Here is a 23,280-nt window from a genome sequence, read left to right on the forward strand (position 1 = left end):
CGTGAGTAGTATTAGGTGGATCTATGATCTTACAATCATTTTATATGCTTTGAGCGTATTAGGATATTTCGTAGATTTCTTACAAAACAACCGGAAGGCGAACCGTATTGCCTTCTGGTTGCTTTCTATTGTCTGGGTTTTACAACTCGTTGTTATGATTTTCAGAGTCATTGAAACGAATCGCTTTCCGATCTTGACCCCGAATGAAGGCTTGTTCTTCTACGCCTGGGTCATCGTGACACTTTCACTATTGATCAACTGGTTTTTCCGAGTTGACTTTTTTGTGTTTTTCACGAACATCATCGGGTTCATATTGATGGCAGTCAGTTGGTTTGCGCCGAACAATTACGTTTCACCCGCATTTTCAGACCAATTGATCAACGAACTGGCCATCATCCATATTACGATGGCATTCATCGCATATGGTGCTTTTACGGTATCGAGCATCCTCTCGGTTATGTACCTGACCCAGTATAATATGCTTAAAGAAAAGAAAGTCGGAAAACGATTGTGGCGCTTTGAGAGTCTCGGTCGTTTGGAAAGTCTTTCTTATCTGCTGAATGTTGTAGGGGTGCCCATCCTATTCCTAAGTTTGATACTTGGTCTGATTTACGGATATAAAATGAATTTGGCACCTACCATCTTTTACGATGCCAAAGTGATCAGTTCATTCATCGTTTTGATTGTTTACGGTTTTTATCTATACTTGAAAGTAGTGCAAGGTACTTATGGAAGACAGTTGGCTTATTGGAACGTAGCAGGGCTGCTTGTCATCTTGATCAATTATTTCCTGGCGGCTACATTGACTGAATTCCATCTCTGGTACTAAGGAAATTTTAACTATAAATTATGAAATGTTTGGAGGCCAATTATGCGTAAGATCGTCGTCGGTTCTCGAAGAAGTAAGCTTGCTATGACCCAAACCCGTTGGGTGATCGATCAGTTGAAAAAAGCAGGTGCACCCTTCGAGTTCGAAATCAAAGAGATCGTGACGAAAGGGGACCAGATTTTGAACGTGACCCTTTCTAAAGTTGGAGGGAAAGGACTGTTTGTAAAAGAAATCGAACAAGCTATGATGGATAAAGAAATCGATTTTGCCGTTCATAGCATGAAAGACATGCCTTCTGTCCTGCCCGAAGGTTTAGAGCTTGCGTGTACGCCACCTCGTGAAGACTACCGGGACGCACTCATCTCTAATGATCACCTGACATTTGAGGAGCTTCCTGAAGGTGCCATCGTAGGAACGAGCAGTCTAAGACGTGGAGCTCAAATGCTGGCGAAACGTCCGGACCTCGAAATCAAGTGGATCCGCGGAAATATCGACACGAGAATCAAGAAGCTGGAAACAGAAGATTACGATGCGATTGTCCTGGCAGCCGCTGGTCTGAAACGCATGGGTTGGTCTGATGATATCGTCACTCAATATCTTGAGAAAGATGTGTGCATCCCTGCAGTCGGACAAGGTTCACTCGCAATCGAATGCCGTGAAGGGGACCAAGATCTGAAGACATGGCTAGAAAAGATCAACTGTCCAGAAACATTTGACACTGTAAAAGCAGAACGTGCTTTCCTCAGAACACTTGAAGGCGGATGCCAGGTGCCGATCGGTGGTCTTGCTGAACTGGATTCAAAATCAGAAAGAATCACACTGACTGGATTCGTTTCCACACCAGATGGGAAAACGATCATTAAAGATACGATTGAGGGGACGAACCCTGAAGAAATCGGAATTGAATTAGCAGAGAGACTCGGAGATCGAGGAGCGAAAACGATATTGGATCGGGTAAAAGAGGAGCTTGATCAATGATGAAACGGGAGAAGCCGCTGTCAGGTCAAAAAATCTTAATAACTAGATCTGAAGAACAGGCGCTTCCTTTTGTCCGATCAATCGAGAAGAAAGGAGGGGAAGCATTAGTCATTCCCCTCCTTTCTTTTCAATCTCCAAATGATCCGAAAATGATCAAACAAGCCGTACAAAAGCTTCACAGCTATCAGTGGGTCATCTTTACCAGTCAAAATGCAGTCCGGTTTTTCATGGAAAGCCTCGAGGAAGCGGGACAACCGATTGAGCGTTTACATACATGCAAAGTGGCTGCGATCGGAAAGAAGACACTGGAACGATTAGAGGCTTACGGGGTAAACGTCGACTTTTATCCTTCAGAATTCGTTGCTGAGCAATTTGCGAAGGAGTTCATCGAGTGGATCCAACCTGGTGAAAAAATCTTGCTTCCCCATGGCAACTTAGCGCGGACCACGATTCGAGATGAGTTATTAGAGAATGGCTATGAAGTGGATGCAGTCATCACCTATGAAACAGTGGCTGATACTTATCGTAAGGCTGAGCTGAGGGAAGCAATAACGAACGCTTCTGTTGATATCGTTACATTTACAAGTTCGTCGACGGTCCACTTTTTCTTCGAACTATTAGGTGACGGTACGGCACTTGAAGGTTGCTTGACTGCTTGCATCGGTCCAATAACCGCAGAAACATTAGAGCAATATGCAATAACCCCAGATATCATTGCTGAAGAATATACCATAGACGGCCTAGTCCAATCGATTGAGTCATTTTTATTAAAGGAGGAAACACTGTGAACAACGGATTTCAACGTCATCGTAGACTTAGAAGATCAGAAAGCATGCGTGCACTCGTGAGGGAAACCGTCCTTCGAAAAGAGGATCTGATTTATCCTTTATTTATCGTAGAAGGTGAAAATGTGAAACAAGAAGTAGGTTCCATGCCAGGTGTTCATCACTATTCATTGGACCGACTTCATGAAGAGTTGGATGAGATTGTCGGACTTGGCATCCAGTCCATTATCGTATTCGGAGTACCCCAACATAAAGATGAAAAGGGTTCTTCCGCCTATGCCGACGATGGAATAGTTCAGAAGTCGATTACTTATGTGAAAGAAAACTACCCTCAGTTGACGGTCATCGCAGACACATGTTTGTGCCAGTACACGGACCACGGTCATTGCGGTGTCATTCATAATGGAGATGTATTGAATGATGAATCACTAGCTCTACTTGCCGAGACGGCTGTTTCCCAGGCGAAAGCAGGCGCTGATATCATCGCTCCATCCAACATGATGGATGGATTCGTTGCGGCGATCCGTGCGGGTCTTGATGAAGCGGGTTACCACGACGTACCGATCATGTCTTATGCGGTCAAGTATGCTTCATCCTTTTATGGACCGTTCCGCGACGCAGCTCATAGTACGCCTCAATTCGGAGACCGCAGAACGTATCAGATGGATCCGTCCAACCGAATGGAAGCCATTCGTGAGGCGCAATCCGATTATGAAGAGGGAGCAGACTTCCTCATGGTGAAACCGGCTTTAGCGTATTTGGATATCATGCGCGAATTGAAGGACCGTTTTCCACTACCGCTTGTCGCTTATAATGTAAGTGGAGAATACGCCATGATCAAAGCTGTTGCCATGAATGGATGGGTGGACGAACAAGCCATCGTCATGGAAAAGTTGACGAGTATGAAGCGAGCAGGAGCCGACCTGATCATTACTTACTTTGCAAAAGATGCAGCACGATATATAGACAAAAACTAATCCGTATTGAAAGGGTGTTATGATGAATAACCGATCGTTTGAAAAATCGAAGGAAGCATTCTCGAAAGCTACGCCATTGATGCCAGGAGGTGTGAACAGCCCCGTTCGTGCATTCAAATCGGTTGAAATGGATCCGATATACATGAAACGAGGAAAAGGCTCGAAGATTTATGACCTGGATGATAACGAGTATATCGATTATGTATTGAGCTGGGGTCCATTGATTCTTGGTCATGCGGATGATCAAGTGGTTGAAGAACTGAAGAAAATGACAGAGCTTGGTACAAGTTTCGGAGCACCTCATGAAATGGAAACCAAACTAGCTGAGCTCGTCATCGAACGTGTACCTTCCATTGATATCGTCCGAATGGTCAACTCGGGTACAGAAGCGACGATGAGCACATTACGTTTAGCTCGTGGTTATACCGGACGAAATAAGATCCTTAAATTCGAAGGTTGTTATCACGGCCACGGTGATTCGTTATTGATCAAAGCTGGTTCAGGAGTGGCTACTCTTGGTCTACCTGACAGCCCTGGTGTACCTGAATCGATCGCACGAAACACCATCACGGTCCCATATAACGACGAAGAAAGCGTCCGTTATGCTTTCGAACAATATGGGGATGATATTGCGGGCGTCATCGTTGAGCCTGTTGCAGGTAACATGGGCGTCGTACCGCCACATGATGGGTTCCTAGAATTCTTACGTGAGATCACAACAGATCACGGCTCTCTCCTGATCTTTGATGAGGTCATGACCGGTTTCCGTGTCGGTTACCGTTGTGCGCAAGGGCATTACGATGTCACTCCTGACTTGACATGCCTTGGTAAGGTCATCGGTGGTGGACTTCCTGTCGGTGCTTATGGCGGTAAAAAAGAAATCATGGACCAGGTGGCACCAAGTGGACCGATTTATCAAGCCGGTACATTATCAGGGAATCCATTGGCGATGACCGCTGGTTATGAAACATTAAATCAATTGACCGAAGAGTCCTATGAGGAGTTCAATCGAAAAGCGGAACGATTGGCAAATGGGCTTTCTGAAGCTGCGACGAAATATGGAATCCCACATCACATCAATCGTGCAGGATCGATGGTAGGATTCTTCTTCACAGATCAGGAAGTGACCAACTACGAGACTGCAAGCTCTTCTAACTTAGTAGCCTTTACGACGTATTTCAAAGCGATGATCGACCAGGGTATTTCCATTCCACCATCCCAATATGAAGGACTGTTCCTGTCGACGAAACATACGGATGAAGATATTGAAAAGACCATCGAAGCAAGTCACCATGCCTTCAAAGCAGTGGCAGACATGCTTCAGAAATAATGTTGGAAGGAGTTTGGCATAAGCCAAGCTCCTTTTTTGGTATAAAATCCTCGCTCATACATACACCTGTATTGTACAGGAATAATTGTGTTGAGAGGGGGAGTTTGCTTTGACAGAGCGCAATCAGTCCAAGTTGCAATTTTCAATAGAGGAATCGGTTTGGCTGAATAAGGGACAGGAGGTAGAGGAACTTTACAATATTGCTCTCGACCCTGATGTGACGATTGAAGAAATGGATGATCAAATTTGCATCAGAGGATATTTATGTTTGACCGGAGAGTATCGTTGTAAAGATGAAGAGTCGCAAGAAGACCAACAATCTGTTAATCCATTGAGCTATCGATCTTTTTCTCAGCTTGAGGATACGACGGAAGAAACCGTCAATCTGGAACATCGTTTCCCAGTCGACATTACGCTACCGAAAAGTCGGGTGCGGAATGCAAATGACTTGTATGTTGGGGTCGATCACTTCGATTATGATATCCCTACGCCGTCTTGTATTGAAGTATCAGCATCCATCTGTATTACAGGCGTTTATGAGAAACAAGCAGAGGAAGCGCAATATGAACCTGAACAAACGTTTGATCAACATGCGTATCAGACTCAGCAACAGGAAGAGGTATACGAACAGGAAGACGAAACACAGTACGATTTTTCAGAGGAAGAAGCTTCTAATCCTTTCCCTATACTAGAATTCGAATCTCGTCGATCACCACAAAAATATGACCATGATGAGATGGACGCGGCTGAATATCAAGCACCTAGAACGCAGCCACAGGTCGGTTTTTCAAGTAGAGTGGATCAGGATGACAATCAACAAGAGTATTCTTTGAATTACATGAGGGGGGCTTCTTATCGCCCGGGTAGTCAACCGGAAGAAGTAGAAGCAGAAGAATACGCTTCTAATGAGGAATACGATTATCGTGAAGAGTATGAAGAAGAGTATGAGGAGGAGTATTCCTACGAGGAAGAGGCGGAATACGATTACGAATACGAAGAGGAGTATGAAGCGGAAGAAGCTCCTGCAGCCAACAAGCCTCCTAGAGAAGAGAATGCATTGTATCTGACTAAAATGGTGACGAGAGATGAAGAAGTCCTTACAAAAATGAAGATGTGCATCACACAGGCAGGGGATTCTTTGGATTCCATCGCAGGAAGGTATGACGTTCCGACCAGTCATCTCATGAGAGTCAACCAGCTAGAAAGTGAAGAAATTGAAGAAGGACAAATTTTGTATATACCCGTCTCGGCTCACCGTTAGGATGGTGTTGTCATGAGCATGGATATTTTAGAGCTCATTGAACAGAATTATTCCCTTAAACCGTTAAGGTGGAAACTGAAGAATGAAGTGCTCGAATCTGATTCGGGCACGAAGCGAATTCGGATCTGGTCAGATGAACAGTCGATGAATTGGCATTTTTCATGGAGGGAAAGACTTGAGAGCAATGAACTGTTGACCGATCGGATGCTTCGGACGAGAGATGGACATTGGTTTCTTCCGTATGAGCATCAATTTTTGACGCTTCATGATGAAAGATACGAGCCATACCCGAAGCATAACCATGAACAAGTATGGGGCATGCTTGCCGGAAAACTGTTGTCTTATGGCATCGAACAAGCGAAACAAGTACAGGAAGATTTCGAACATGAGACACGGGAGGAGCGGTTCCAATCCTTTGGTCTTCATAGGAGAGACCTCAATTTACCTATATTGAATAGAAGTCTTCCAGAGGCAAGGAGAAGGTTGGTCACATTTGAAACCATTCGGGATCGGTATAGACATTTGAAACTTCCTTTCCTTGATCCTTCCATCATGCCTCATCAAGCGAAACGAGTTCATGGCCGGTTATTCTGGCAAGGTGGTGATGGACCGCCTGATCAAAGTATGAAAGGAATCTGCACGTTATTATCGGAATGGAGAGTTGCAACCGATACACAGTCCCTGTATAAGCTATTAGATGCCATACACGATCACTTCCCTATCGAAGGCGGGTATGATCAATTGCTCGCTGCAGAACTCATCGCTCCGTATGAAGTCCAAAGGTGTGTCCGACGACTTGAATCAGGGGAAGCGAACTCAGCGAGCGCTACACTCGATTTGTTTGAGCGTGAGTGGGAATCCAATCGCGTATTGGTGGAAGAAGTTTGTTATTGGATTGATCATCGTTCAAAGAAGGTGGTCAGATGAAGGCAGCATCGATATCCATTGACGGGATGATCTTATATTATTACGATCTCTTTCCTGAGCGGGTTGAATCGTATGGGAAAGTCCAGAGGATTACATCGAAAAAAGGGACGTTTGCCCTGAAAGAGACCCACATGGGTCCTGAAGAAATGAACTGGTTCCTTCATTGCATGGAGCGGCTTCATGAATTGAAATACGATCACGTTGTACCGATCACCCCGACGAAGTATGGCGATCCATATGTCGTCGTCAACAACCGGTACTATTATGTGACAAAGTGGCATGAACACGACTCCCGTAATCAATTTGCATATGAGGACTTCATCATTGATGAGCTTGGAAAGCTACATGCCAATACGGTAAAAGCTCAGTCCTTTTCAGAAGAGGTCGTGAACGACTCTTATGCTGGTCTGTTGAGGCGCTTTGAGCATAGACAGCTCGAGATGGAGCGTTTTACAGAAGTAGCTGAAAGGCAGACATACATTTCGCCATTCGAATTACGATACCTGTCACAATTCCACAAGATGATGAGGATAGCTGAAGAAGCCAAACACAGGGTGACGGAATGGTACAACGGATGTGCGGAGCATCAACGCTACAGAAGTGTATTATGTCACGGTCGTCCTTTCAGAGGTCATGTCGTGCAAGATCAATTGGGTGAAGGAAACTTCATCAATTTTGAACGTGCCATACTCGATACACCTGTTCGTGATTTGGCCTACTTCTTCCGGACTGCAGCTCAATATCCAGAATGGAGTGAGCATAACGCCATGCAATGGCTCAACCGCTACGAAAGCCATTTGCCATTGCTCATGGAAGAGAAAGCGTTATTAGCAAGTTACTTGAAGTTCCCTGAACCGGTATTCTCTACAATACAACTGTATCAAGGGTCTCCTGATACGTCACAACTGGATCTTGTCCGCAAATTGGATCGTAAGCTCAATGTAATGAGAGCATTGGATCGGTTCACAGATCACTTTTTACAAGAAGCGATTCCGGAACAACAAGACTGACCGATAAGTGTCTGGCACTCTCCTTTAAACCCCAAGGTCTAATACGTTCATTCAAACACCTTGAGTGCCTGGCTCTTATTTGAGTCAGTTTTTTTGTTTTTGAAAAGGGAAATTAAGTAAATGGAATAAACGCTGAAGAAGTTACGTTGATCACCAGAACTCATAATAGATCGCCAAATGGAGACCGAGCAGAATCACCACAAGTGCAATGTCAAATGGAGATGGAAATAGGAGTGTGCGAATCGCTTGGAAAATCAACAAAGGAAAGACGAATTGTTCGCAAATGCTCCGGAATTGGCGTAAATGGTGTTGGAAACGGTATTTATCAAATCCCCGCCTTTTCCTCATACTCATTTTCCTCTCTATTAGTGTGATAGTATACGTTATGATAAACATGGGCGAGAGGTGCCCATTTTTGTTTAAAATGCAAAATATGTGGAAAGCCTATTGACTAGAAGAGATTTCAAAAGTAAACTATAAAATACAAAATGGATGCGTAAATGTCATCCAATCACATACGAAGGCTTTGATAGGGAAGAGTAGATTGTGAGCCCTTTAGAGAGAGGAACCACCCGCTGAAAGGTTCCTTAGGATGTAGCAATTGAATGTCGCCCAGGAGCAATTTCTCTGAACTGACCAGTAGGAGAAATCGGATCTGAATCCGTTATCGTTTTGAGGTGTGTAGTTGCATTGTTGTGTTTTAACATGAACTGCAAACAAAGGTGGTACCGCGAACTTCTTTCGTCCTTTGAGGATGGAAAGAGGTTTTTTTAGTTTATAGGGAAACAACGCTCGCGTCACCTCAAGATCATTGACTGTGAGGGTGCGAACTTCTAAAAAAATCAACAAATGAAGATTTTTTATCTGAAATCACTAACATTCCATATTAAAAGGAGGAATTTCCATGCAAGAACAAGACATTTCGATGCCAACGAAGTACGATCCGCAAAAGACGGAAGCAAAATGGTATCAATATTGGCTAGATGGGAAGTTTTTTGAAGCAAAAGGTGGAGAGGATAAAGAGCCATATACAATCGTGATTCCTCCACCGAACGTAACTGGAAAACTGCACTTAGGTCATGCCTGGGACACGACGTTACAAGATATATTGATTCGTACGAAGCGTATGCAAGGATACGATGCCCTATGGTTACCAGGAATGGACCATGCAGGGATCGCCACTCAGGCGAAGGTTGAAGGAAAGCTGAAAGAAGAGGGCACAAACCGCTATGAACTGGGGCGCGAAAAGTTTCTAGAAACTTCTTGGGAATGGAAGCATGAATATGCGGAGTTCATCCGTAAACAATGGTCGAAGCTCGGTTTATCCGTTGACTATTCCAGAGAGCGTTTTACGCTAGATGAAGGCTTGTCGAATGCGGTTAAAGAAGTATTCGTCACATTGTATGAAAAAGGACTCATCTATCGCGGCGAGTATATCATCAACTGGGACCCGCAAACGAAAACAGCGTTGTCTGATATCGAGGTTATCTACAAAGATGTTCAAGGAGCGCTTTATCACATGAAATACCCGCTCGTTGATGGCAGCGGTCATATCGAGATTGCAACAACACGTCCTGAAACGATGTTGGGTGATACGGCAGTAGCGGTTCATCCAGAGGATGAGCGATACAAGGATCTCATCGGCAAGAAAGTCAAACTACCGATCACTGGACGGGAAATTGAAATCGTAGCCGATGATTATGTGGACATGGAATTCGGTTCTGGAGCGGTAAAAATTACACCGGCGCACGATCCGAATGATTTTGAAATCGGAAACCGCCACAACCTGAAACGCATTCTTGTCATGAACGAAGATGGAACGATGAATGATGAAGCAGGCCCATACAAAGGAATGGACCGATTCGAGTGCCGTAAGCAAATCATCAAGGACCTTCAGGATCAAGGTGTTCTGTTCGAGATTGAAGAACATATGCACTCTGTCGGACACTCCGAAAGAAGCGGAGCAGTTGTTGAACCGTACCTTTCCACTCAATGGTTCGTTAAAATGCAGCCACTAGCGGATCAAGCGATTGAGCTTCAAAAACAAGAACAAGGCAAAGTAAACTTTGTACCGGAACGTTTCGAGAAGACGTACTTGAACTGGATCGAAAATATCCGTGATTGGTGCATCAGTCGTCAGTTATGGTGGGGACACAGAATTCCGGCATGGTACCACAAAGAAACAGGAGAGATTTATGTAGGTCGCACCGAGCCGAAAGACCTTGAAAATTGGACTCAGGATGAAGATGTTCTGGATACGTGGTTCAGTTCTGCTTTATGGCCATTCTCCACTATGGGCTGGCCGGATGAGACATCAGAAGATTTGAAGCGATACTATCCGACTCAAGCTCTCGTAACGGGATATGACATCATCTTCTTCTGGGTAGCACGTATGATTTTCCAAGGACTTGAGTTCACTGATGAAAGACCATTTAACGACGTTCTGATCCACGGTCTAGTTCGAGATGCAGAAGGCCGTAAAATGAGTAAGTCCCTTGGGAACGGCGTAGACCCGATGGATGTAATCGATAAGTACGGTGCGGATTCACTGCGTTACTTCCTATCCACTGGAAGTTCACCTGGAAACGATTTACGTTTCTACTGGGAAAAAGTCGAGTCCACTTGGAACTTCGGCAACAAGATCTGGAATGCGTCCCGTTTCGCACTCATGAACATGGATGGCTTAAAGTATGATGAAATCGATCTAACTGGCGAGAAGTCGTTAGCGGATAAATGGATTCTGACCCGACTCAACGAAACAATTGAATCGGTAACGAAGCTTATCGATGCTTATGAGTTTGGTGAGGTTGGAAGAGCACTCTACAACTTCATCTGGGATGACTTCTGTGATTGGTATATCGAAATGGCGAAGCTCCCTCTATATGGGGAAGATGAGGCACGAAAGAAGACGACAAGATCTGTACTAGCATACACACTTGATCAGACGCTTCGATTGCTCCATCCATTCATGCCATTCATCACAGAGGAAATTTGGCAGCATATTCCTCATGAAGGAGAATCGATTACGGTTGCTTCTTGGCCGGTGAAACGGGAAGACCTTCATTTCGAAGAATCTGCGAAAGAAATGAAGCTCCTCACGGAGATCATCCGTTCCGTTCGTAATACCCGTTCGGAAATGAATGTACCGCCGAGTAAGCCGATTGAAATCCAATTGAAACCTAGAGATGAGGATACCCTGAAACAACTGGAAACGAACCGTTCTTATCTCGATCGTTTCTGTAACCCGGAACCACTAACGATGGCGTTGGATCTAGTAGCCCCTGACAAGGCGATGACCTCTGTCGTCAGTGGTGTTGAAATCTTCCTTCCTTTAGAAGGGTTGATCGACATCGAGGAAGAGATCAAACGTCTCGAAAATGAATATAAAAAGTGGGATGCGGAAGTTGAACGTGTCCAGAAGAAGTTAAGTAATGAAGGATTCGTCAAGAAAGCGCCTGAGAAAGTTGTTGAGGAAGAACGTGCGAAAGAAAAAACGTACGTCGATAACCGTCAAAAGGTAGAAGAGCGAATCAAAGAACTGAAAAACTAACTTGTGGAAGGAGGCGAATCGAACAAGATTCGTCTTCTTCATAGTTACATAGGAGTTTTTAATATGAAAACATATGAAGAAACGTTGCACTGGATTCACGAACTGCTTGCGTTCGGCATGAAACCAGGTCTTACACGTATGGAAAAAATGCTGGAAGAACTCGGGAACCCTGAACGGGACCTTACCTCCGTCCATATTGCTGGTACGAACGGAAAAGGGTCTACAGTCACATACATGCGATGTGTTTTGGAAGAAGCGGGATATACAGTAGGCACGTTTACATCACCTTATATCGAGCAATTCAACGAACGGATTTCAATCAACGGTACACCTATTCCGGATGAGGATCTTGTAAAAGTGGCCAATGAAGTCCGGCCTGTTGTAGAAAAAGTGGCTGAATCCGAGTTAGGTACGCCAACTGAATTTGAGGTCGTAACAACGTTAGCAATCGTTTATTTCGCCCGACACAAACAACCAGATATCATCCTGTTCGAAACGGGACTGGGAGGGCGTTTCGATTCAACGAATGTCATCACTCCGATACTGACCGGGATTACGAATATCGGGTACGATCATACCGCTATCTTAGGTGAGACCTTAGCGGAAATCGCCTTCGAGAAAAGCGGCATCATGAAAACGAACATACCCATGGTGACAGGTGTGGAACAACAGGAAGCAGTAGAGATTATTGTAGAACATGCGGAAAAGAAACAGGTGGATCTGACACGTTTGGATGTCGATTATTCCATTTCGGCGCATAAGGTTCTCGTTGATGGAGAGCAATTTTCGGTAAAAACACCGTCAAATATGTACAACGACCTAGAAATCCACATGAGTGGATACCATCAAGTGAAAAATGCTTCCATGGCGGTCGTCTTATTGGAGAAGCTTCAACAAGAATCGGGATTCGCCATTTCTCATCAACACATCCAAGTTGGTTTGAAAAGAGCGTCATGGCCTGGAAGATTTGAGACAGTAAGTCAACATCCGCTCGTCATTATAGATGGAGCCCACAATAAAGAGGGAATCGAGAGCCTGAAACAGACGATTCAGACTCATTATCCGGATCATAAGAAAAGGTTGATATTCAGTGCTTTGAAGGATAAGCCTGTAGAGGAAATGTTATCTATCCTTTACGATACCATCGATCATATTACCTTCACATCGTTCGACTTCCATCGGGCTAGTTCGGCGGAATCACTTTATGACAAATGTTCATTTAAGGACAAAGACCTAGCTGAGAATTACGAGGTTGCCATTCAGAACGAGCTGGAAAAAGTGGATGAACACTCGGTATTGATCATAACGGGTTCTCTTTACTTCATTTCAACCATACGAGAATTTTTTAAAAATAAAAAATAAAGTAAATTTTTGGTGACAATATTTCGAATAGTTTGTTAAAATATGATAAAGAAAAGTAGTACGTAAGTCTCAATTCGATTTTCACAATATAAAAGGGGGGATACGAGTGAGTAAAAATGCGAAACGTTTGCTGGCATTGATATTTGGCGCTGCTTGGGCTGTGGTTTTGTATGCTTTCATTTCTTTCTCTATCCCTTCTTTACAAGGTTACTGGTTCGATATTATTGGTATGTTGATCCTAATGGTCGTTGTAGCATTGTTCCCGATCCAGGTAAAAGGGACCAATATCTCATTTATTCAGGGGATCTCATTGGCGGTCTTTTTACAATTCGGTCTTTTGGTGGAGCTCGTACTCGTTCAAGTGACAATTGCCGTTTCCATTTTGAAATTGAGGTATCCTCTGTATCGTTTAGGTACAAGCTCCCTCATGTTCATGATTGTCTCGAGTGCGGCAGCTATCGTCTATTATCTATTAGGCGGGGAAATCGGTGGACTCGGTATGAACGAGTATCCTGCAATCTTACCAGTCATCGGCTATTCAATCACCGCCATTCTAACGAACCATCTTGTCCTCTATTTCTTAAGGAAAGAATTGTACAAAGAAAAGAGCTCTTTTCTGGATAAAGGTTTCCTGTGGGAAATGCTCATGGAAATGTTCATTTTACCGGTCGGAATTACATTCTACATCCTTTATTCTCAGCTCGGTTCAAGTGCGATCCTCTTTGTAGGTGTGCCGTTTGTCGTCCTTTCACTCATCATGCGCATGTATCATTCTAGTGAGAAAATCAATCATCTATTGAAATCGACGAGTAAAATCGGGCAAGAATTGACGGAAAGCTTGAAGGTCGATGAGATATTGGATATATACCTTTCACGGATCACGAAAATGCTGAAGGTCGATTATGCATACATATTGGATATTGAAGACGATCAGCAGCTGAAAATCATCCGAAAATATGAATCCCAACGTGCCCAAAGCGTGGACTTACCTTATCTGTTCAAAGGAGAAGGAATCAGTGGCAAGGTTTGGGAGAGCGGTCATAGTATGAGGTTCGAGGGAAGACATCAATGGCGGAAATACACAAAAGGATTCCTTCCGATCACGACGCAATCGGTCGTATCTGTGCCGATGATACGAAACTATGAGGTTGTCGGTGTGATTACAGTGGCTTCCACCCAGAAGAGAGCGTTTGAAAAAGCGCATGTCATGATCCTTGAAATCCTGTCCAACTACCTGGCAGTTGCTGTTGATAAAGCCAGGAATTATGAAGCAACTAAAAATAAGAGTGAACGCTGTCATCTTACAAATCTGTATAACTATCGTTACTTCGAGGACAAGCTTTCGAATATGTATGAACAATATGAAAATAATCCGAAACCTTTCTCACTCATTCTATTGGATATCGACCATTTCAAAAAAGTAAATGATACGTTCGGTCACCAGGCTGGAAACATCGTATTATGTCAGGTTGCTGATCGACTTGTGCAAATGATTGGTCAACACGGAACGGTAGCAAGGTATGGCGGGGAAGAATTCGTCATCCTCTTACCTGACCTGGAGCATCATGCATGCATTGAGTTGGCAGAAGCGATACGGGAAGATATTTCAACCAATGCCTTCCGAATTAAAAATGACTTGGGTGACTTTAGAAGTAAGACCATTAACATTACGGTAAGCATCGGGGTATCAACTGCTCCAGAACAAGGAGAAGATCCGCTGACATTGATCCGGAATGCCGACCGCGCGATGTATACAGGCGCCAAACAACAAGGCAGAAACAAAGTCGCGAGTTATATCGGGTAAGACGCATTCAAATCATGGGTGCGTCTATTTTCATTGAAGGAATAAGTAATATTTTCCTTTTCATGTAGTCTAATTTACTAGATAATGAGGAAGTAGTGATATAAAGATAGGGTGGTTCTATGCTCCGGATTCTGAAATCCAATAAGGGTGGCACCATGATAATCGTATTGATGGTAATCATGGTATTAGGCATATTGGTTCCAACTGGTTATGTGATGTTCAATAAATTGTTGATGAATGATACGAGAATTGTACATCAGAAACAAGCTGTAAACATTGCTGTCAGTGCAATGGAGACGTTCCAGTCACAGGAAGATCTAATGAAAATTGATTATTTGACCTCGAATTTACATACACCAGACAACCCATTAAGCGTACTGAAATCCAACACGAATGATTTGGACTTATACCAATATGCAGAGGATGGAAACGGAAATCGTTTAACCCCCCAACAACTAGAATCATTAATAGGAGAGTATACAGTCGTCGTACGTGGAATTTCAGGTGATTTGAATCATAACCAAAAAAAGGATGACAACGAACCATTCTACTATGAACATAAGATGGAAGCAGTTGAAACGGTATACAAGGGAATGGTACGGATCGAACAAAAGGATTGGTTCGGAAACATTTACAATACAGAATGGATGTCGTTCTGTGAATTTCTCAATACATATAATCTAGCAGATGAAGGTTGCTCCGACGGTAATGGTGCTCCTGAAGAAGGTGAGGAACGGGATGAAGAAGATGATAAAAAAAATAATTGTAACGGAAAGAAAAATGATAAGTGTGAAGGAAATGATAAGTGTGAAAGTACCCAGAATGATAAATGTGGTGAATTCGATAAACAAGAAACCAGTCAGGCAAGTCTGAACCATTTCTATTACAACAAGTACACCATTTGTAAAGAGCCTTTCAGATATCTTTGTGAGGATGAAGAGTGGTATCGTAAACTTGTTTTAGGAGATGTAACGATATTCGGGGTAGGAAGTTCAGAAGTCTTTGACAAAGTTAATAACATTAATATTATTTCTGTTGGATCCATTACCTTTAAAGGTCAATACACGATTGAGGCACCACATAGCGGTCATACTTTACTTGGTTTCACTTCAGTTTTAGGAGATATTGTAGTTGAAAAAACGACAATGAAAGGAACCGGTCATAGTAACACAAGCAGTGTTATTCTTCAGTCCATTCTAGGAGATGTTAAAATCAATCAATCAAATATTACTTCTAATAGGAACATATATGTGTTGGCTGGATATTTTTATAATCCCATCCTTGATCGTTTATCTTACATAGCTCCTGGTAGAGATGTATCAATTGTTGAATCATCTACATTTGCTAAAAAGCAAGAAATTATTAGGCCATAAAACTCTAATCAGGTTGATAAAGGCTTATCGGAAACTTAATTTGATTGTTAACAGTTTTTAAACCTTCTCTATTGTAATAAATGGTAAGATAACCCATACCCTCTGATAGCGTCGAAATGGCGCTATCATTTTTATTTTGAAGTGTCATTCTTTGGACAGGTAATGAGAAAGTATGTAATAAAGACGTGTTGGAGAAATCATCTTCCCCCTTTGATAAACTGAGTTGTTGACCGTTTAGTGACAGAATATAGAAAGATCCATTTTGTCCTTCGAACCTTAATTCGTTTCCTTGGAAGGTGAGACTGACTGGAGAAGCCAGTTCTCTTGTCAAAACGATTTGCAGTTCCTGAACGGAGGATTCGGATTGAGTCACTCCTTTTGTATGTGTCCAATTTGCCTGGGAAAAGGAAAACAAACTGTACACAACACCAATTATTAATGAAAAGATTGTCAATGTGGCTAACAATTCGACTAAGGTGATACCTCTTTCATTGTTCAATCTTATTCCCCCCAAGATACGGTAACGGTCAGTATTTTTGGAGTCTGTTCATCGCTGAAGACGCCGGACAAGGAAACATGGCGTTGGGGTGTGCGAGGATTAGAGGGTTCTGCCAGTTTTGTAACCGAAATATCAATGGAATAGCCTTCTATGTTTTCTGGGATTCTTTGAGGAATTCCTTCTTTTTGTTGTTCTAATGCTTCTTTCAACACTTGTTCCGCAATTTGCGCAGCTTCTTTTTTATGATCATGAAGAGAGGTAGCCGTTGATAGGAAATCAGTAGATTGAAAGAGTAATGTAAACACAATGCCGATAATGACGAGTGTAGCGAGAACTTCGATTAAAGAGAGCCCTTCTTGATTCAAATTCATCAAATTTCAACTACTTTCTTCATAATAATCTATATTTTAACATTATTTTGAAGTGTTTTATAGTAAGATAGTATAAGAAGATTTCAAAACGTATCCAAAGGGTGATTACGATGAAACTCCGATTAGGAGATCTCCTCGTCAGTGAACGAATGGTGACACAAGAACAATTAGACGAAGTATTAAAGGATAAACCAAGAAACCAGAAACTTGGTGACGCTCTACTGGATCGTGGTTATATCACGGAACGGAAGTTGATTGAGGTGCTTGAATTCCAATTAGGAATTCCTCATATCCGTATTGCAAATACTCCGATTGATTCAAGTTTGACTTCACTCGTTCCTAAGGATATTGCCCGTAGAAATTTATACATACCAATAAAAAAACAAAATGATAAATTGACCGTAGCTATGGCGGATCCGATGGATTATTACTCCATAGAAGATCTGAGGTTATCTACCGGCTTTCAAATTATGCCTGTCATTGCGACGAAATCTGAAATTATCCAAGCCATCAATAAATATTATGGAACACCAGAAATGATGGAGAGTCAAACTTTACCTGGTGGAAAATCTGATGAGATGGATGCATCTGCTGTACGAGTGGTTGACCAGATTTTATCCGATGCTGTTGAAAGTCATGCAAGTGATATACATATCGATCCTCAAGAAAAACAAGTACTTGTCAGATTCAGGGTGGATGGGGTACTACGAAACGAACAATCTCTTTCTAAGTCGATGCAAAGCGCGATCACTTCAAGGATAAAGGTAATGGCAGAATTGGATATTACGGAGTTTCGTATTCCGCAGGACGGTAGAATTAAATTGAAAATGAATGAGAGCAAAATCGATTTGCGGATTTCAATTCTTCCGACCATGTTTGGTGAAAAGGTCGTAATTCGGATTCTTGACCTTTCAAAAATGCATCTTAAGATGTCAACGCTCCATTTTACGGAAGAAAACGAACGGACTTTCAAATCTCTGTTGGATAAGCCGAATGGGCTTATATTACTGACCGGTCCTACGGGTTCAGGAAAAACATCAACATTATATACAGGCTTGAACCGCTTGAACAAGGAAGAAGTTAACATTATCACTATTGAAGATCCGGTGGAATATCAACTGGAAGGAATCAATCAAATTCAAGTGAACAAATCAGTAGGATTGACGTTTGCAAGTGGGTTGCGTTCAATTCTCAGACAAGATCCCAATATTATCATGGTGGGTGAAATTCGAGATGCGGAAACAGCGGAAATTGCCATCCAATCCTCTCTGACGGGTCATCTTGTACTCTCTACTTTACATACAAATGATGCGGTCAGTGCAATTACACGTTTGATTGACATGGGTATTGAACCTTATTTGATTTCTGCCTCTGTCACAGGTGTTGTCGGTCAACGACTCGTACGGAAAATCTGTAAAGATTGTATTCAGGATTATGTGCCAACAGAAGAAGAACGAGAATTGTTCCGATCAAGAAAACTGTCCATAGACAAGCTGTATAGAGGCTCAGGTTGTGAAAGTTGCCGAAATACAGGGTTTAAAAGAAGACTGCCCATTCATGAAGTTGTTCAAATGGATGACATCATTCGTGAATGGATCATGACAAAAGGGTCCAATGATTCCATTAAACAGCACTTACACCAGCAAGGGACGAAATGGCTCATTGATGATGGCCTGACGAAAGCGAAACAAGGACTGACAACCGTTGATGAAGTCATACGGGTATCTTTGGTGGAATAAAGGGGGAATTACGGGATGAGTTATATCCTTGAACAAATTCAAGAGTTATTAATTGAAGCCCATGGTATACAAGCATCAGATGTCCATCTTTCAACTGGACTAGCACCGATTTTCCGAATCCACGGTGAACTCGTACCACGTCAAATGGACTTGTTGACTCCTGACGATACTGAACAAATCGCTCAAGGATTAATGGATGAAGCACAATGGAAGGAATTTAAAGAGGTTGGAGAGTTGGACTTTTCATATGGAATCGCTGGTATATCGCGTTTCAGAATAAACGCTTTTCATCAACGCTCCAGTGTGAGCTTAGCGATCCGTGTCATTCCCACCATTATCCCGACGATTGATGAACTCGGCCTGCCAATTACATTAAAACAGATTATGCATAAGTCACAGGGGCTCGTGCTCATTACAGGACCAACTGGGAGTGGAAAATCAACCACACTCGCTGCCATGATCGATCATGTGAATCAACATATGAATCGAAACATCATCACTTTGGAGGATCCAATAGAGTATCTTCACCGTCATCGGAATTCAATCATTTTACAAAGGGAAGTTGGATTGGATACGAAAGGATTTGCGGCTGGACTCCGATCAGCTCTTAGACAGGACCCAGATATCATTTTAGTAGGGGAGATGCGGGATTTGGATACCATATCAACCGCAATAACTGCTGCAGAGACAGGACACCTAGTACTAGGTACACTCCATACAACTGATGCCCCTTCTACAATTGACCGAATCATTGATGTCTTCCCTGCAGAACAGCAAGCACAAATTCGTATCCAGCTTGCGTCCGTCCTTGTTTCAGTCATGTCACAACGACTGCTTCCAAACATCAAAAAGGATGGTCGGAGTTTAATTACGGAATTGATGATGAACAATCCTGGAATCTCAAATCTGATCCGAAACGAAAAGATTTATCAAATCAAAAGTATGATGCAGACAAGTCGAGCTCAGGGTATGTATACACTCGAAATGTCGATTCAAGAGAAAATACGGGAAGGAAAGATTTCGAGTGAATCGGCAAAACCATTTTTAAAAGAGATGATGATATAGATGGCGTTATATGAATATGAAGGTCGTGACCAATTCGGTCAAAAAGCAAAAGGCCAAGTTGAAGCCGATACAAGAGTGACTGCCGTAACCTTATTACGGGAACGTGGGATTGCAGCGACAGAGGTCAATGAATTTCAGCAGTCGTTCCTGACAAAAGAAATTTCTTTGAATCCAGGGATTAAACCGAGGGAGCTCGTCGTTTTCCTAAGGCAATTCGCTGCTTTATTAGAAGCTGGGGTTTCAGTCGTGCGGTCGGTACAGATTCTTCAAGAACAGTCTGATCATAAGTATTTGAAACGAGCTTTGACGTCTGTAAAAGACCTGGTACAAGAAGGTGAATCCTTGTCAAATGCATTGAAGAAGCATCCGAAGATATTTCCGTCAATGGTCATTCATCTGACCCGTGTCGGAGAAGTAAGTGGTAATCTGGATCTTGCAATGCTTAGACTGGCGGATTACTTTGAATCAAGATATGAAATGCGGCAAAAAGTGATTTCCGCTCTAACCTATCCCATGTTGTTAGGTGTTGTAGCAATTGCTGTCTTAAATGTTTTGTTGTATATGGTGGTTCCGCAATTCACAGCGATGTATGCAAATTCGGATCAACCCCTGCCGACCCTTACACAATGGGTTCTTGCTGTCAGTAATTTCAGCATGACCTATTGGTGGTTCATGGTTACTATGGTTTTTGTAGTAATAACAGCATTCTATTTTTTGAGAAAAAATGAATCTAGTAAATATTACCTTGATTATGCTATACTGAAAGTGCCAATATTTGGCTCTATTTTACAAAAAACGCTAATTATTGAATTTTCTCGCACGCTTAGCTCCTTATTTAATAGTTCTGTCCCCATCTTACAATCCATGACGATCACTCAAAATATATTAAATAATGCAGTCTTCAAGAAAATAGTGAATAAATCGATGCAATCAGTCGAAGAAGGAAATTCAATGACAGTACCAATGAGAGGTGATTGGCCATTCCCGCCGCTTGTCCTACATATGATTTTGATTGGCGAACAAACCGGTAACCTGGATACCATGCTGGATAAAGTCGCAAAGTTTTACGAAGCGGAAGTGGAACATATTACAGATCGATTACGGACATTGCTTGAGCCTATCTTGATTCTTATTCTATCTGTGGTTGTTGGTGTCATTGTTTTAGCGATTGTATTACCTATGTTTAACCTTTATGAAAATATCAATCTATAAGAACAAAGGAGAGGTTTTTATGAAAAATTTGTTGTCAGTACGAATGAAGACTGTCAAAACAGAAAAGGGTTTCACACTTGTTGAACTGCTTGCTACGATTGTCATACTTGGAATCATTGCTGCGATTGCAGTACCAGCTATTGGAAATTTAATTGAAAACACTAAACAAGATGCACATGAAGCAAACGCTAAACAAATGGTTGAAGCAGCAAGGTTGTATGTATTAACGGAAGGAGCTCCTAAAAACAATAAATTAAGCAAAAAGCAGTTAGATGGTTATCTTGAGTCGATTCCTCAAAACCCAACAACAGAGAAACCTTATAAAAGTATTACTGTTTCACTAGATAGTAATCAGAAAATCTCTGGAGTAACCTTGGATGGTATGAGTTTCGATTCTGATGGTAAAGTAATAGAATCAAGCAACTAAAAAATGTTTTATTATACTTTCAAACCCTCTCTTCTCGAGAGGGTTCATTCCTATTCAGGGGTAGATTTTAATGTTTATCGTTTTGATTTTTATATTGGGCTTGGTTTTAGGGTCCTTTTATAATGTGGTTGGATTACGTGTACCGGAGAATAGATCGATCGTTCATCCGGGTTCCCATTGCACGAACTGCCGGAAACCACTCCGACCGATTGACCTAGTCCCAGTCCTCTCTTACATATTTTCTAAAGGGAAATGCCGTTATTGCGCTCACAAGGTTACCTTGCTATATCCTGCCGTTGAATTATCAACAGGATTATTATTTGTATTCAGCTATATTCAATTCGGATTCTCCCCGATGTTAATTGGAAGTGTATTGATTGTATCACTGCTTATGATTATATTCGTCAGTGATCTTAATTTCATGCTCATACCGGATAAAATCCTGTTATTCTTTGCTCCGATGCTGATCTTATATCGTTTATGGAACCCAACTGATCCTTGGTGGGATGCTTGGATCGGGAGTGTTATCGGGTTTGGTTTATTATTTATCATAGCGATCATCAGTAAGGGTGGAATGGGTGGCGGAGATATCAAATTGTTTGCATTACTGGGTCTTTTCTTTGGTTGGAAAGGTATTTTTCTCATTTTATTCTTCGCTTCATTATTCGGATCAGTTGTTGGAATTCTGCTGCTTATTCTGAAAAAAGTCAAAAGGAAACAGCATATTCCATTCGGACCATTCATTGTATTGGCAGCGTTGGTCGTTCTATTTTGGGGAGAACCCATTCTCAACTGGTATCTTAAATAAAGGGGTTTGTTCATCATGGCATGGATCACAAGATCGTTACCCATACACCTGGTTTTCCAAGATGATTGTATCCGTTACGTAAAATTGAAAAGTAGATCTCCACTAGTCATTCAGAAAGTGGGAGAGAAAAGAATTCCACCCGGTATGATACAAGAGGGAAAAATTACAAACATGGATGAACTGACCCGTTTGTTGAACACATGTGTGAATGAATGGAAGATCAAACGGAAAAAGGTCCGGTTTTCAATACCGGATGCGATTACAGTTATACGGAAAATCCCTGTACCATCGACAATCCCTCCCGCAGAATTGAGTGGATATGTCAATGTCGAGCTGGGTGCCTCCATCCATATTCCCTTCGAAGAGCCGGTATTTGACCTGCATAAACTTGGTCAGTCTGAAGGTCAAACGGACTACCTTCTCTTTGCTGCACCTGAAGTAGTGATGAGAGAGTACGTCGATGTTCTTGAAGCGGCTAAATTGAAACCTGTTGATGCTGAGCTGTCTTCATTAGCCAGTTATCGATTATTTTACAAGTTAGATTTGGTAGACTCTAAGATGCATTACCTGGCTTTGAACCTTGATCGTAACGGGATAAATGCTACCGCGTTCAATGAGCATTCACCAGTATTCACAAGATTCATTTCATTAACCAGTACAGGTACAAAAAACGTTTCAGAACTCCAGATGGATCGTGTTTTTTTTGATATTGAGGATCATGGGAATGAAATGACAACAGAAATCGAGCGGGTCATGAATTTCTACCAATTCACTTTATCGGATGGCGCTGCAGTCGACGCACTTTTGATTACTGGAGATCATCCGCAAATGGACTTGTTCGAAAAGTGGTCATCCTCTACGTTCAACTTACCGTTAATACAAGTACCGCCTGATAAAGTGAAACTGAACCGCGGTATGGAAGTGCCTGTGCAATTTTACACTGCTATTGGACTAGGGTTAAAGGGGGAGTAGC

General features: G+C 42.3%; 21 protein-coding genes and 1 other annotated feature. Of the genes, 18 read left to right on the forward strand and 3 right to left on the reverse strand.

Annotation, left to right across the window (positions count from 1 at the left end; genetic code table 11):
- Position 1: 1 nt before the first annotated feature.
- The 8 genes from ACXQIQ_RS18570 to ACXQIQ_RS18605 all read left to right on the forward strand — a co-directional run bounded on the left by ACXQIQ_RS18570 (position 2) and on the right by ACXQIQ_RS18605 (position 8,097).
- On the forward strand, positions 2 to 829 hold the full coding sequence (locus tag ACXQIQ_RS18570) for a cytochrome C assembly family protein (protein ID WP_439300904.1): 828 nt from the start codon (positions 2 to 4) through the stop codon (positions 827 to 829).
- Positions 830 to 871: 42 nt separating this feature from the next.
- Positions 872 to 1,807, forward strand: coding sequence for a hydroxymethylbilane synthase (hemC, locus tag ACXQIQ_RS18575; protein ID WP_439300903.1), 936 nt, complete (start codon positions 872 to 874; stop codon positions 1,805 to 1,807).
- On the forward strand, positions 1,804 to 2,595 hold the full coding sequence (locus tag ACXQIQ_RS18580) for a uroporphyrinogen-III synthase (protein ID WP_439300902.1): 792 nt from the start codon (positions 1,804 to 1,806) through the stop codon (positions 2,593 to 2,595). Before hemC ends, ACXQIQ_RS18580 begins: the two co-directional genes overlap by 4 nt.
- Before the next feature lie 44 nt (positions 2,596 to 2,639).
- On the forward strand, positions 2,640 to 3,569 hold the full coding sequence (gene hemB / locus ACXQIQ_RS18585) for a porphobilinogen synthase (RefSeq protein ID WP_458026132.1): 930 nt from the start codon (positions 2,640 to 2,642) through the stop codon (positions 3,567 to 3,569).
- 22 nt (positions 3,570 to 3,591) lie between these two features.
- A complete protein-coding gene (gene hemL, locus ACXQIQ_RS18590; protein ID WP_439300900.1) occupies positions 3,592 to 4,899 on the forward strand; it encodes a glutamate-1-semialdehyde 2,1-aminomutase in 1,308 nt (435 codons plus the stop codon).
- 109 nt (positions 4,900 to 5,008) lie between these two features.
- Entirely contained in the window at positions 5,009 to 6,160 is a 1,152-nt protein-coding gene (gene spoVID, locus ACXQIQ_RS18595; RefSeq protein ID WP_439300899.1) for a stage VI sporulation protein D, read from the forward strand.
- 12 nt (positions 6,161 to 6,172) lie between these two features.
- Positions 6,173 to 7,087, forward strand: coding sequence for a hypothetical protein (locus ACXQIQ_RS18600; protein WP_439300898.1), 915 nt, complete (start codon positions 6,173 to 6,175; stop codon positions 7,085 to 7,087).
- A complete protein-coding gene (locus ACXQIQ_RS18605) occupies positions 7,084 to 8,097 on the forward strand; it encodes a spore coat protein YsxE (RefSeq protein WP_439300897.1) in 1,014 nt (337 codons plus the stop codon). The genes ACXQIQ_RS18600 and ACXQIQ_RS18605 overlap by 4 nt, the downstream gene beginning before the upstream one ends.
- Positions 8,098 to 8,247: 150 nt before the next feature.
- Here ACXQIQ_RS18605 and ACXQIQ_RS18610 read toward each other — a convergent pair whose 3' ends face one another.
- Positions 8,248 to 8,445, reverse strand: coding sequence for a hypothetical protein (locus ACXQIQ_RS18610; RefSeq protein ID WP_439300896.1), 198 nt, complete (start codon positions 8,443 to 8,445; stop codon positions 8,248 to 8,250).
- A gap of 169 nt (positions 8,446 to 8,614) precedes the next feature.
- Positions 8,615 to 8,849: a binding site (T-box leader), on the forward strand.
- Between the two features lie 152 nt (positions 8,850 to 9,001).
- On the opposite strand from ACXQIQ_RS18610, the gene ACXQIQ_RS18615 reads away from it, so the two are divergent.
- The 4 genes from ACXQIQ_RS18615 (at position 9,002) to ACXQIQ_RS18630 (ending at position 16,186) form a co-directional block, all read left to right on the forward strand.
- The gene (locus ACXQIQ_RS18615) at positions 9,002 to 11,647 is read left to right on the forward strand and encodes a valine--tRNA ligase (protein WP_439300895.1); all 2,646 of its coding nucleotides are present in this window, start codon (positions 9,002 to 9,004) and stop codon (positions 11,645 to 11,647) included.
- A gap of 63 nt (positions 11,648 to 11,710) precedes the next feature.
- Positions 11,711 to 13,009, forward strand: coding sequence for a bifunctional folylpolyglutamate synthase/dihydrofolate synthase (locus tag ACXQIQ_RS18620; RefSeq protein ID WP_439300894.1), 1,299 nt, complete (start codon positions 11,711 to 11,713; stop codon positions 13,007 to 13,009).
- A 106-nt stretch (positions 13,010 to 13,115) separates the two neighbouring features.
- Positions 13,116 to 14,813 (forward strand): sensor domain-containing diguanylate cyclase, encoded by a 1,698-nt coding sequence (locus ACXQIQ_RS18625; protein ID WP_439300893.1) that lies wholly within the window; start codon positions 13,116 to 13,118, stop codon positions 14,811 to 14,813.
- Between the two features lie 155 nt (positions 14,814 to 14,968).
- Positions 14,969 to 16,186: a hypothetical protein gene (locus tag ACXQIQ_RS18630; RefSeq protein ID WP_439300892.1), complete on the forward strand. Its 1,218-nt coding sequence runs from the start codon at positions 14,969 to 14,971 to the stop codon at positions 16,184 to 16,186.
- 4 nt (positions 16,187 to 16,190) lie between these two features.
- Here the strand turns inward: ACXQIQ_RS18630 and ACXQIQ_RS18635 are convergent, their stop codons facing one another.
- Both ACXQIQ_RS18635 and ACXQIQ_RS18640 read right to left on the reverse strand, forming a co-directional pair.
- Complete coding sequence (locus ACXQIQ_RS18635) at positions 16,191 to 16,685, reverse strand: PulJ/GspJ family protein (RefSeq protein WP_439300891.1); 495 nt, start codon at positions 16,683 to 16,685, stop codon at positions 16,191 to 16,193.
- A gap of 2 nt (positions 16,686 to 16,687) precedes the next feature.
- Complete coding sequence (locus ACXQIQ_RS18640; RefSeq protein ID WP_439300890.1) at positions 16,688 to 17,056, reverse strand: type IV pilus modification PilV family protein; 369 nt, start codon at positions 17,054 to 17,056, stop codon at positions 16,688 to 16,690.
- Between the two features lie 101 nt (positions 17,057 to 17,157).
- Here ACXQIQ_RS18640 and ACXQIQ_RS18645 point away from each other — a divergent pair, with 101 nt between their 5' ends.
- The 6 genes from ACXQIQ_RS18645 to pilM all read left to right on the forward strand — a co-directional run bounded on the left by ACXQIQ_RS18645 (position 17,158) and on the right by pilM (position 23,279).
- On the forward strand, positions 17,158 to 18,795 hold the full coding sequence (locus ACXQIQ_RS18645) for a GspE/PulE family protein (protein ID WP_439300889.1): 1,638 nt from the start codon (positions 17,158 to 17,160) through the stop codon (positions 18,793 to 18,795).
- A 24-nt stretch (positions 18,796 to 18,819) separates the two neighbouring features.
- A complete protein-coding gene (locus ACXQIQ_RS18650; protein ID WP_439301979.1) occupies positions 18,820 to 19,860 on the forward strand; it encodes a type IV pilus twitching motility protein PilT in 1,041 nt (346 codons plus the stop codon).
- Entirely contained in the window at positions 19,861 to 21,072 is a 1,212-nt protein-coding gene (locus ACXQIQ_RS18655; RefSeq protein ID WP_439300888.1) for a type II secretion system F family protein, read from the forward strand.
- A 19-nt stretch (positions 21,073 to 21,091) separates the two neighbouring features.
- On the forward strand, positions 21,092 to 21,499 hold the full coding sequence (locus ACXQIQ_RS18660; RefSeq protein WP_439300887.1) for a type II secretion system protein: 408 nt from the start codon (positions 21,092 to 21,094) through the stop codon (positions 21,497 to 21,499).
- Positions 21,500 to 21,569: 70 nt separating this feature from the next.
- Positions 21,570 to 22,307, forward strand: a complete 738-nt coding sequence (locus ACXQIQ_RS18665; protein WP_439300886.1) for a prepilin peptidase — start codon at positions 21,570 to 21,572, stop codon at positions 22,305 to 22,307.
- A gap of 15 nt (positions 22,308 to 22,322) precedes the next feature.
- Positions 22,323 to 23,279 (forward strand): type IV pilus biogenesis protein PilM, encoded by a 957-nt coding sequence (gene pilM, locus ACXQIQ_RS18670; RefSeq protein ID WP_439300885.1) that lies wholly within the window; start codon positions 22,323 to 22,325, stop codon positions 23,277 to 23,279.
- The last annotated feature ends 1 nt before the right edge of the window (position 23,280 follow it).

This window comes from Pseudalkalibacillus sp. Hm43 (assembly GCF_054170705.1).

Excerpts from the sequence above, each read along its gene's own strand:
- ACXQIQ_RS18660 (WP_439300887.1), top strand. The coding sequence starts at position 21,092 with ATGAAAAATTTGTTGTCAGTACGAATGAAGACTGTCAAAACAGAAAAG.
- pilM (WP_439300885.1), top strand. The coding sequence starts at position 22,323 with ATGGCATGGATCACAAGATCGTTACCCATACACCTGGTTTTCCAAGAT.
- ACXQIQ_RS18630 (WP_439300892.1), top strand. The coding sequence starts at position 14,969 with ATGATAATCGTATTGATGGTAATCATGGTATTAGGCATATTGGTTCCA.
- ACXQIQ_RS18655 (WP_439300888.1), top strand. The coding sequence starts at position 19,861 with ATGGCGTTATATGAATATGAAGGTCGTGACCAATTCGGTCAAAAAGCA.
- ACXQIQ_RS18580 (WP_439300902.1), top strand. The coding sequence starts at position 1,804 with ATGATGAAACGGGAGAAGCCGCTGTCAGGTCAAAAAATCTTAATAACT.
- hemB (WP_458026132.1), top strand. The coding sequence starts at position 2,640 with ATGCGTGCACTCGTGAGGGAAACCGTCCTTCGAAAAGAGGATCTGATT.
- hemC (WP_439300903.1), top strand. The coding sequence starts at position 872 with ATGCGTAAGATCGTCGTCGGTTCTCGAAGAAGTAAGCTTGCTATGACC.
- ACXQIQ_RS18615 (WP_439300895.1), top strand. The coding sequence starts at position 9,002 with ATGCAAGAACAAGACATTTCGATGCCAACGAAGTACGATCCGCAAAAG.
- ACXQIQ_RS18665 (WP_439300886.1), top strand. The coding sequence starts at position 21,570 with ATGTTTATCGTTTTGATTTTTATATTGGGCTTGGTTTTAGGGTCCTTT.
- ACXQIQ_RS18610 (WP_439300896.1), bottom strand. The coding sequence starts at position 8,445 with ATGAGGAAAAGGCGGGGATTTGATAAATACCGTTTCCAACACCATTTA.
- ACXQIQ_RS18620 (WP_439300894.1), top strand. The coding sequence starts at position 11,711 with ATGAAAACATATGAAGAAACGTTGCACTGGATTCACGAACTGCTTGCG.
- ACXQIQ_RS18600 (WP_439300898.1), top strand. The coding sequence starts at position 6,173 with ATGAGCATGGATATTTTAGAGCTCATTGAACAGAATTATTCCCTTAAA.
- ACXQIQ_RS18640 (WP_439300890.1), bottom strand. The coding sequence starts at position 17,056 with ATGAATTTGAATCAAGAAGGGCTCTCTTTAATCGAAGTTCTCGCTACA.
- ACXQIQ_RS18605 (WP_439300897.1), top strand. The coding sequence starts at position 7,084 with ATGAAGGCAGCATCGATATCCATTGACGGGATGATCTTATATTATTAC.
- hemL (WP_439300900.1), top strand. The coding sequence starts at position 3,592 with ATGAATAACCGATCGTTTGAAAAATCGAAGGAAGCATTCTCGAAAGCT.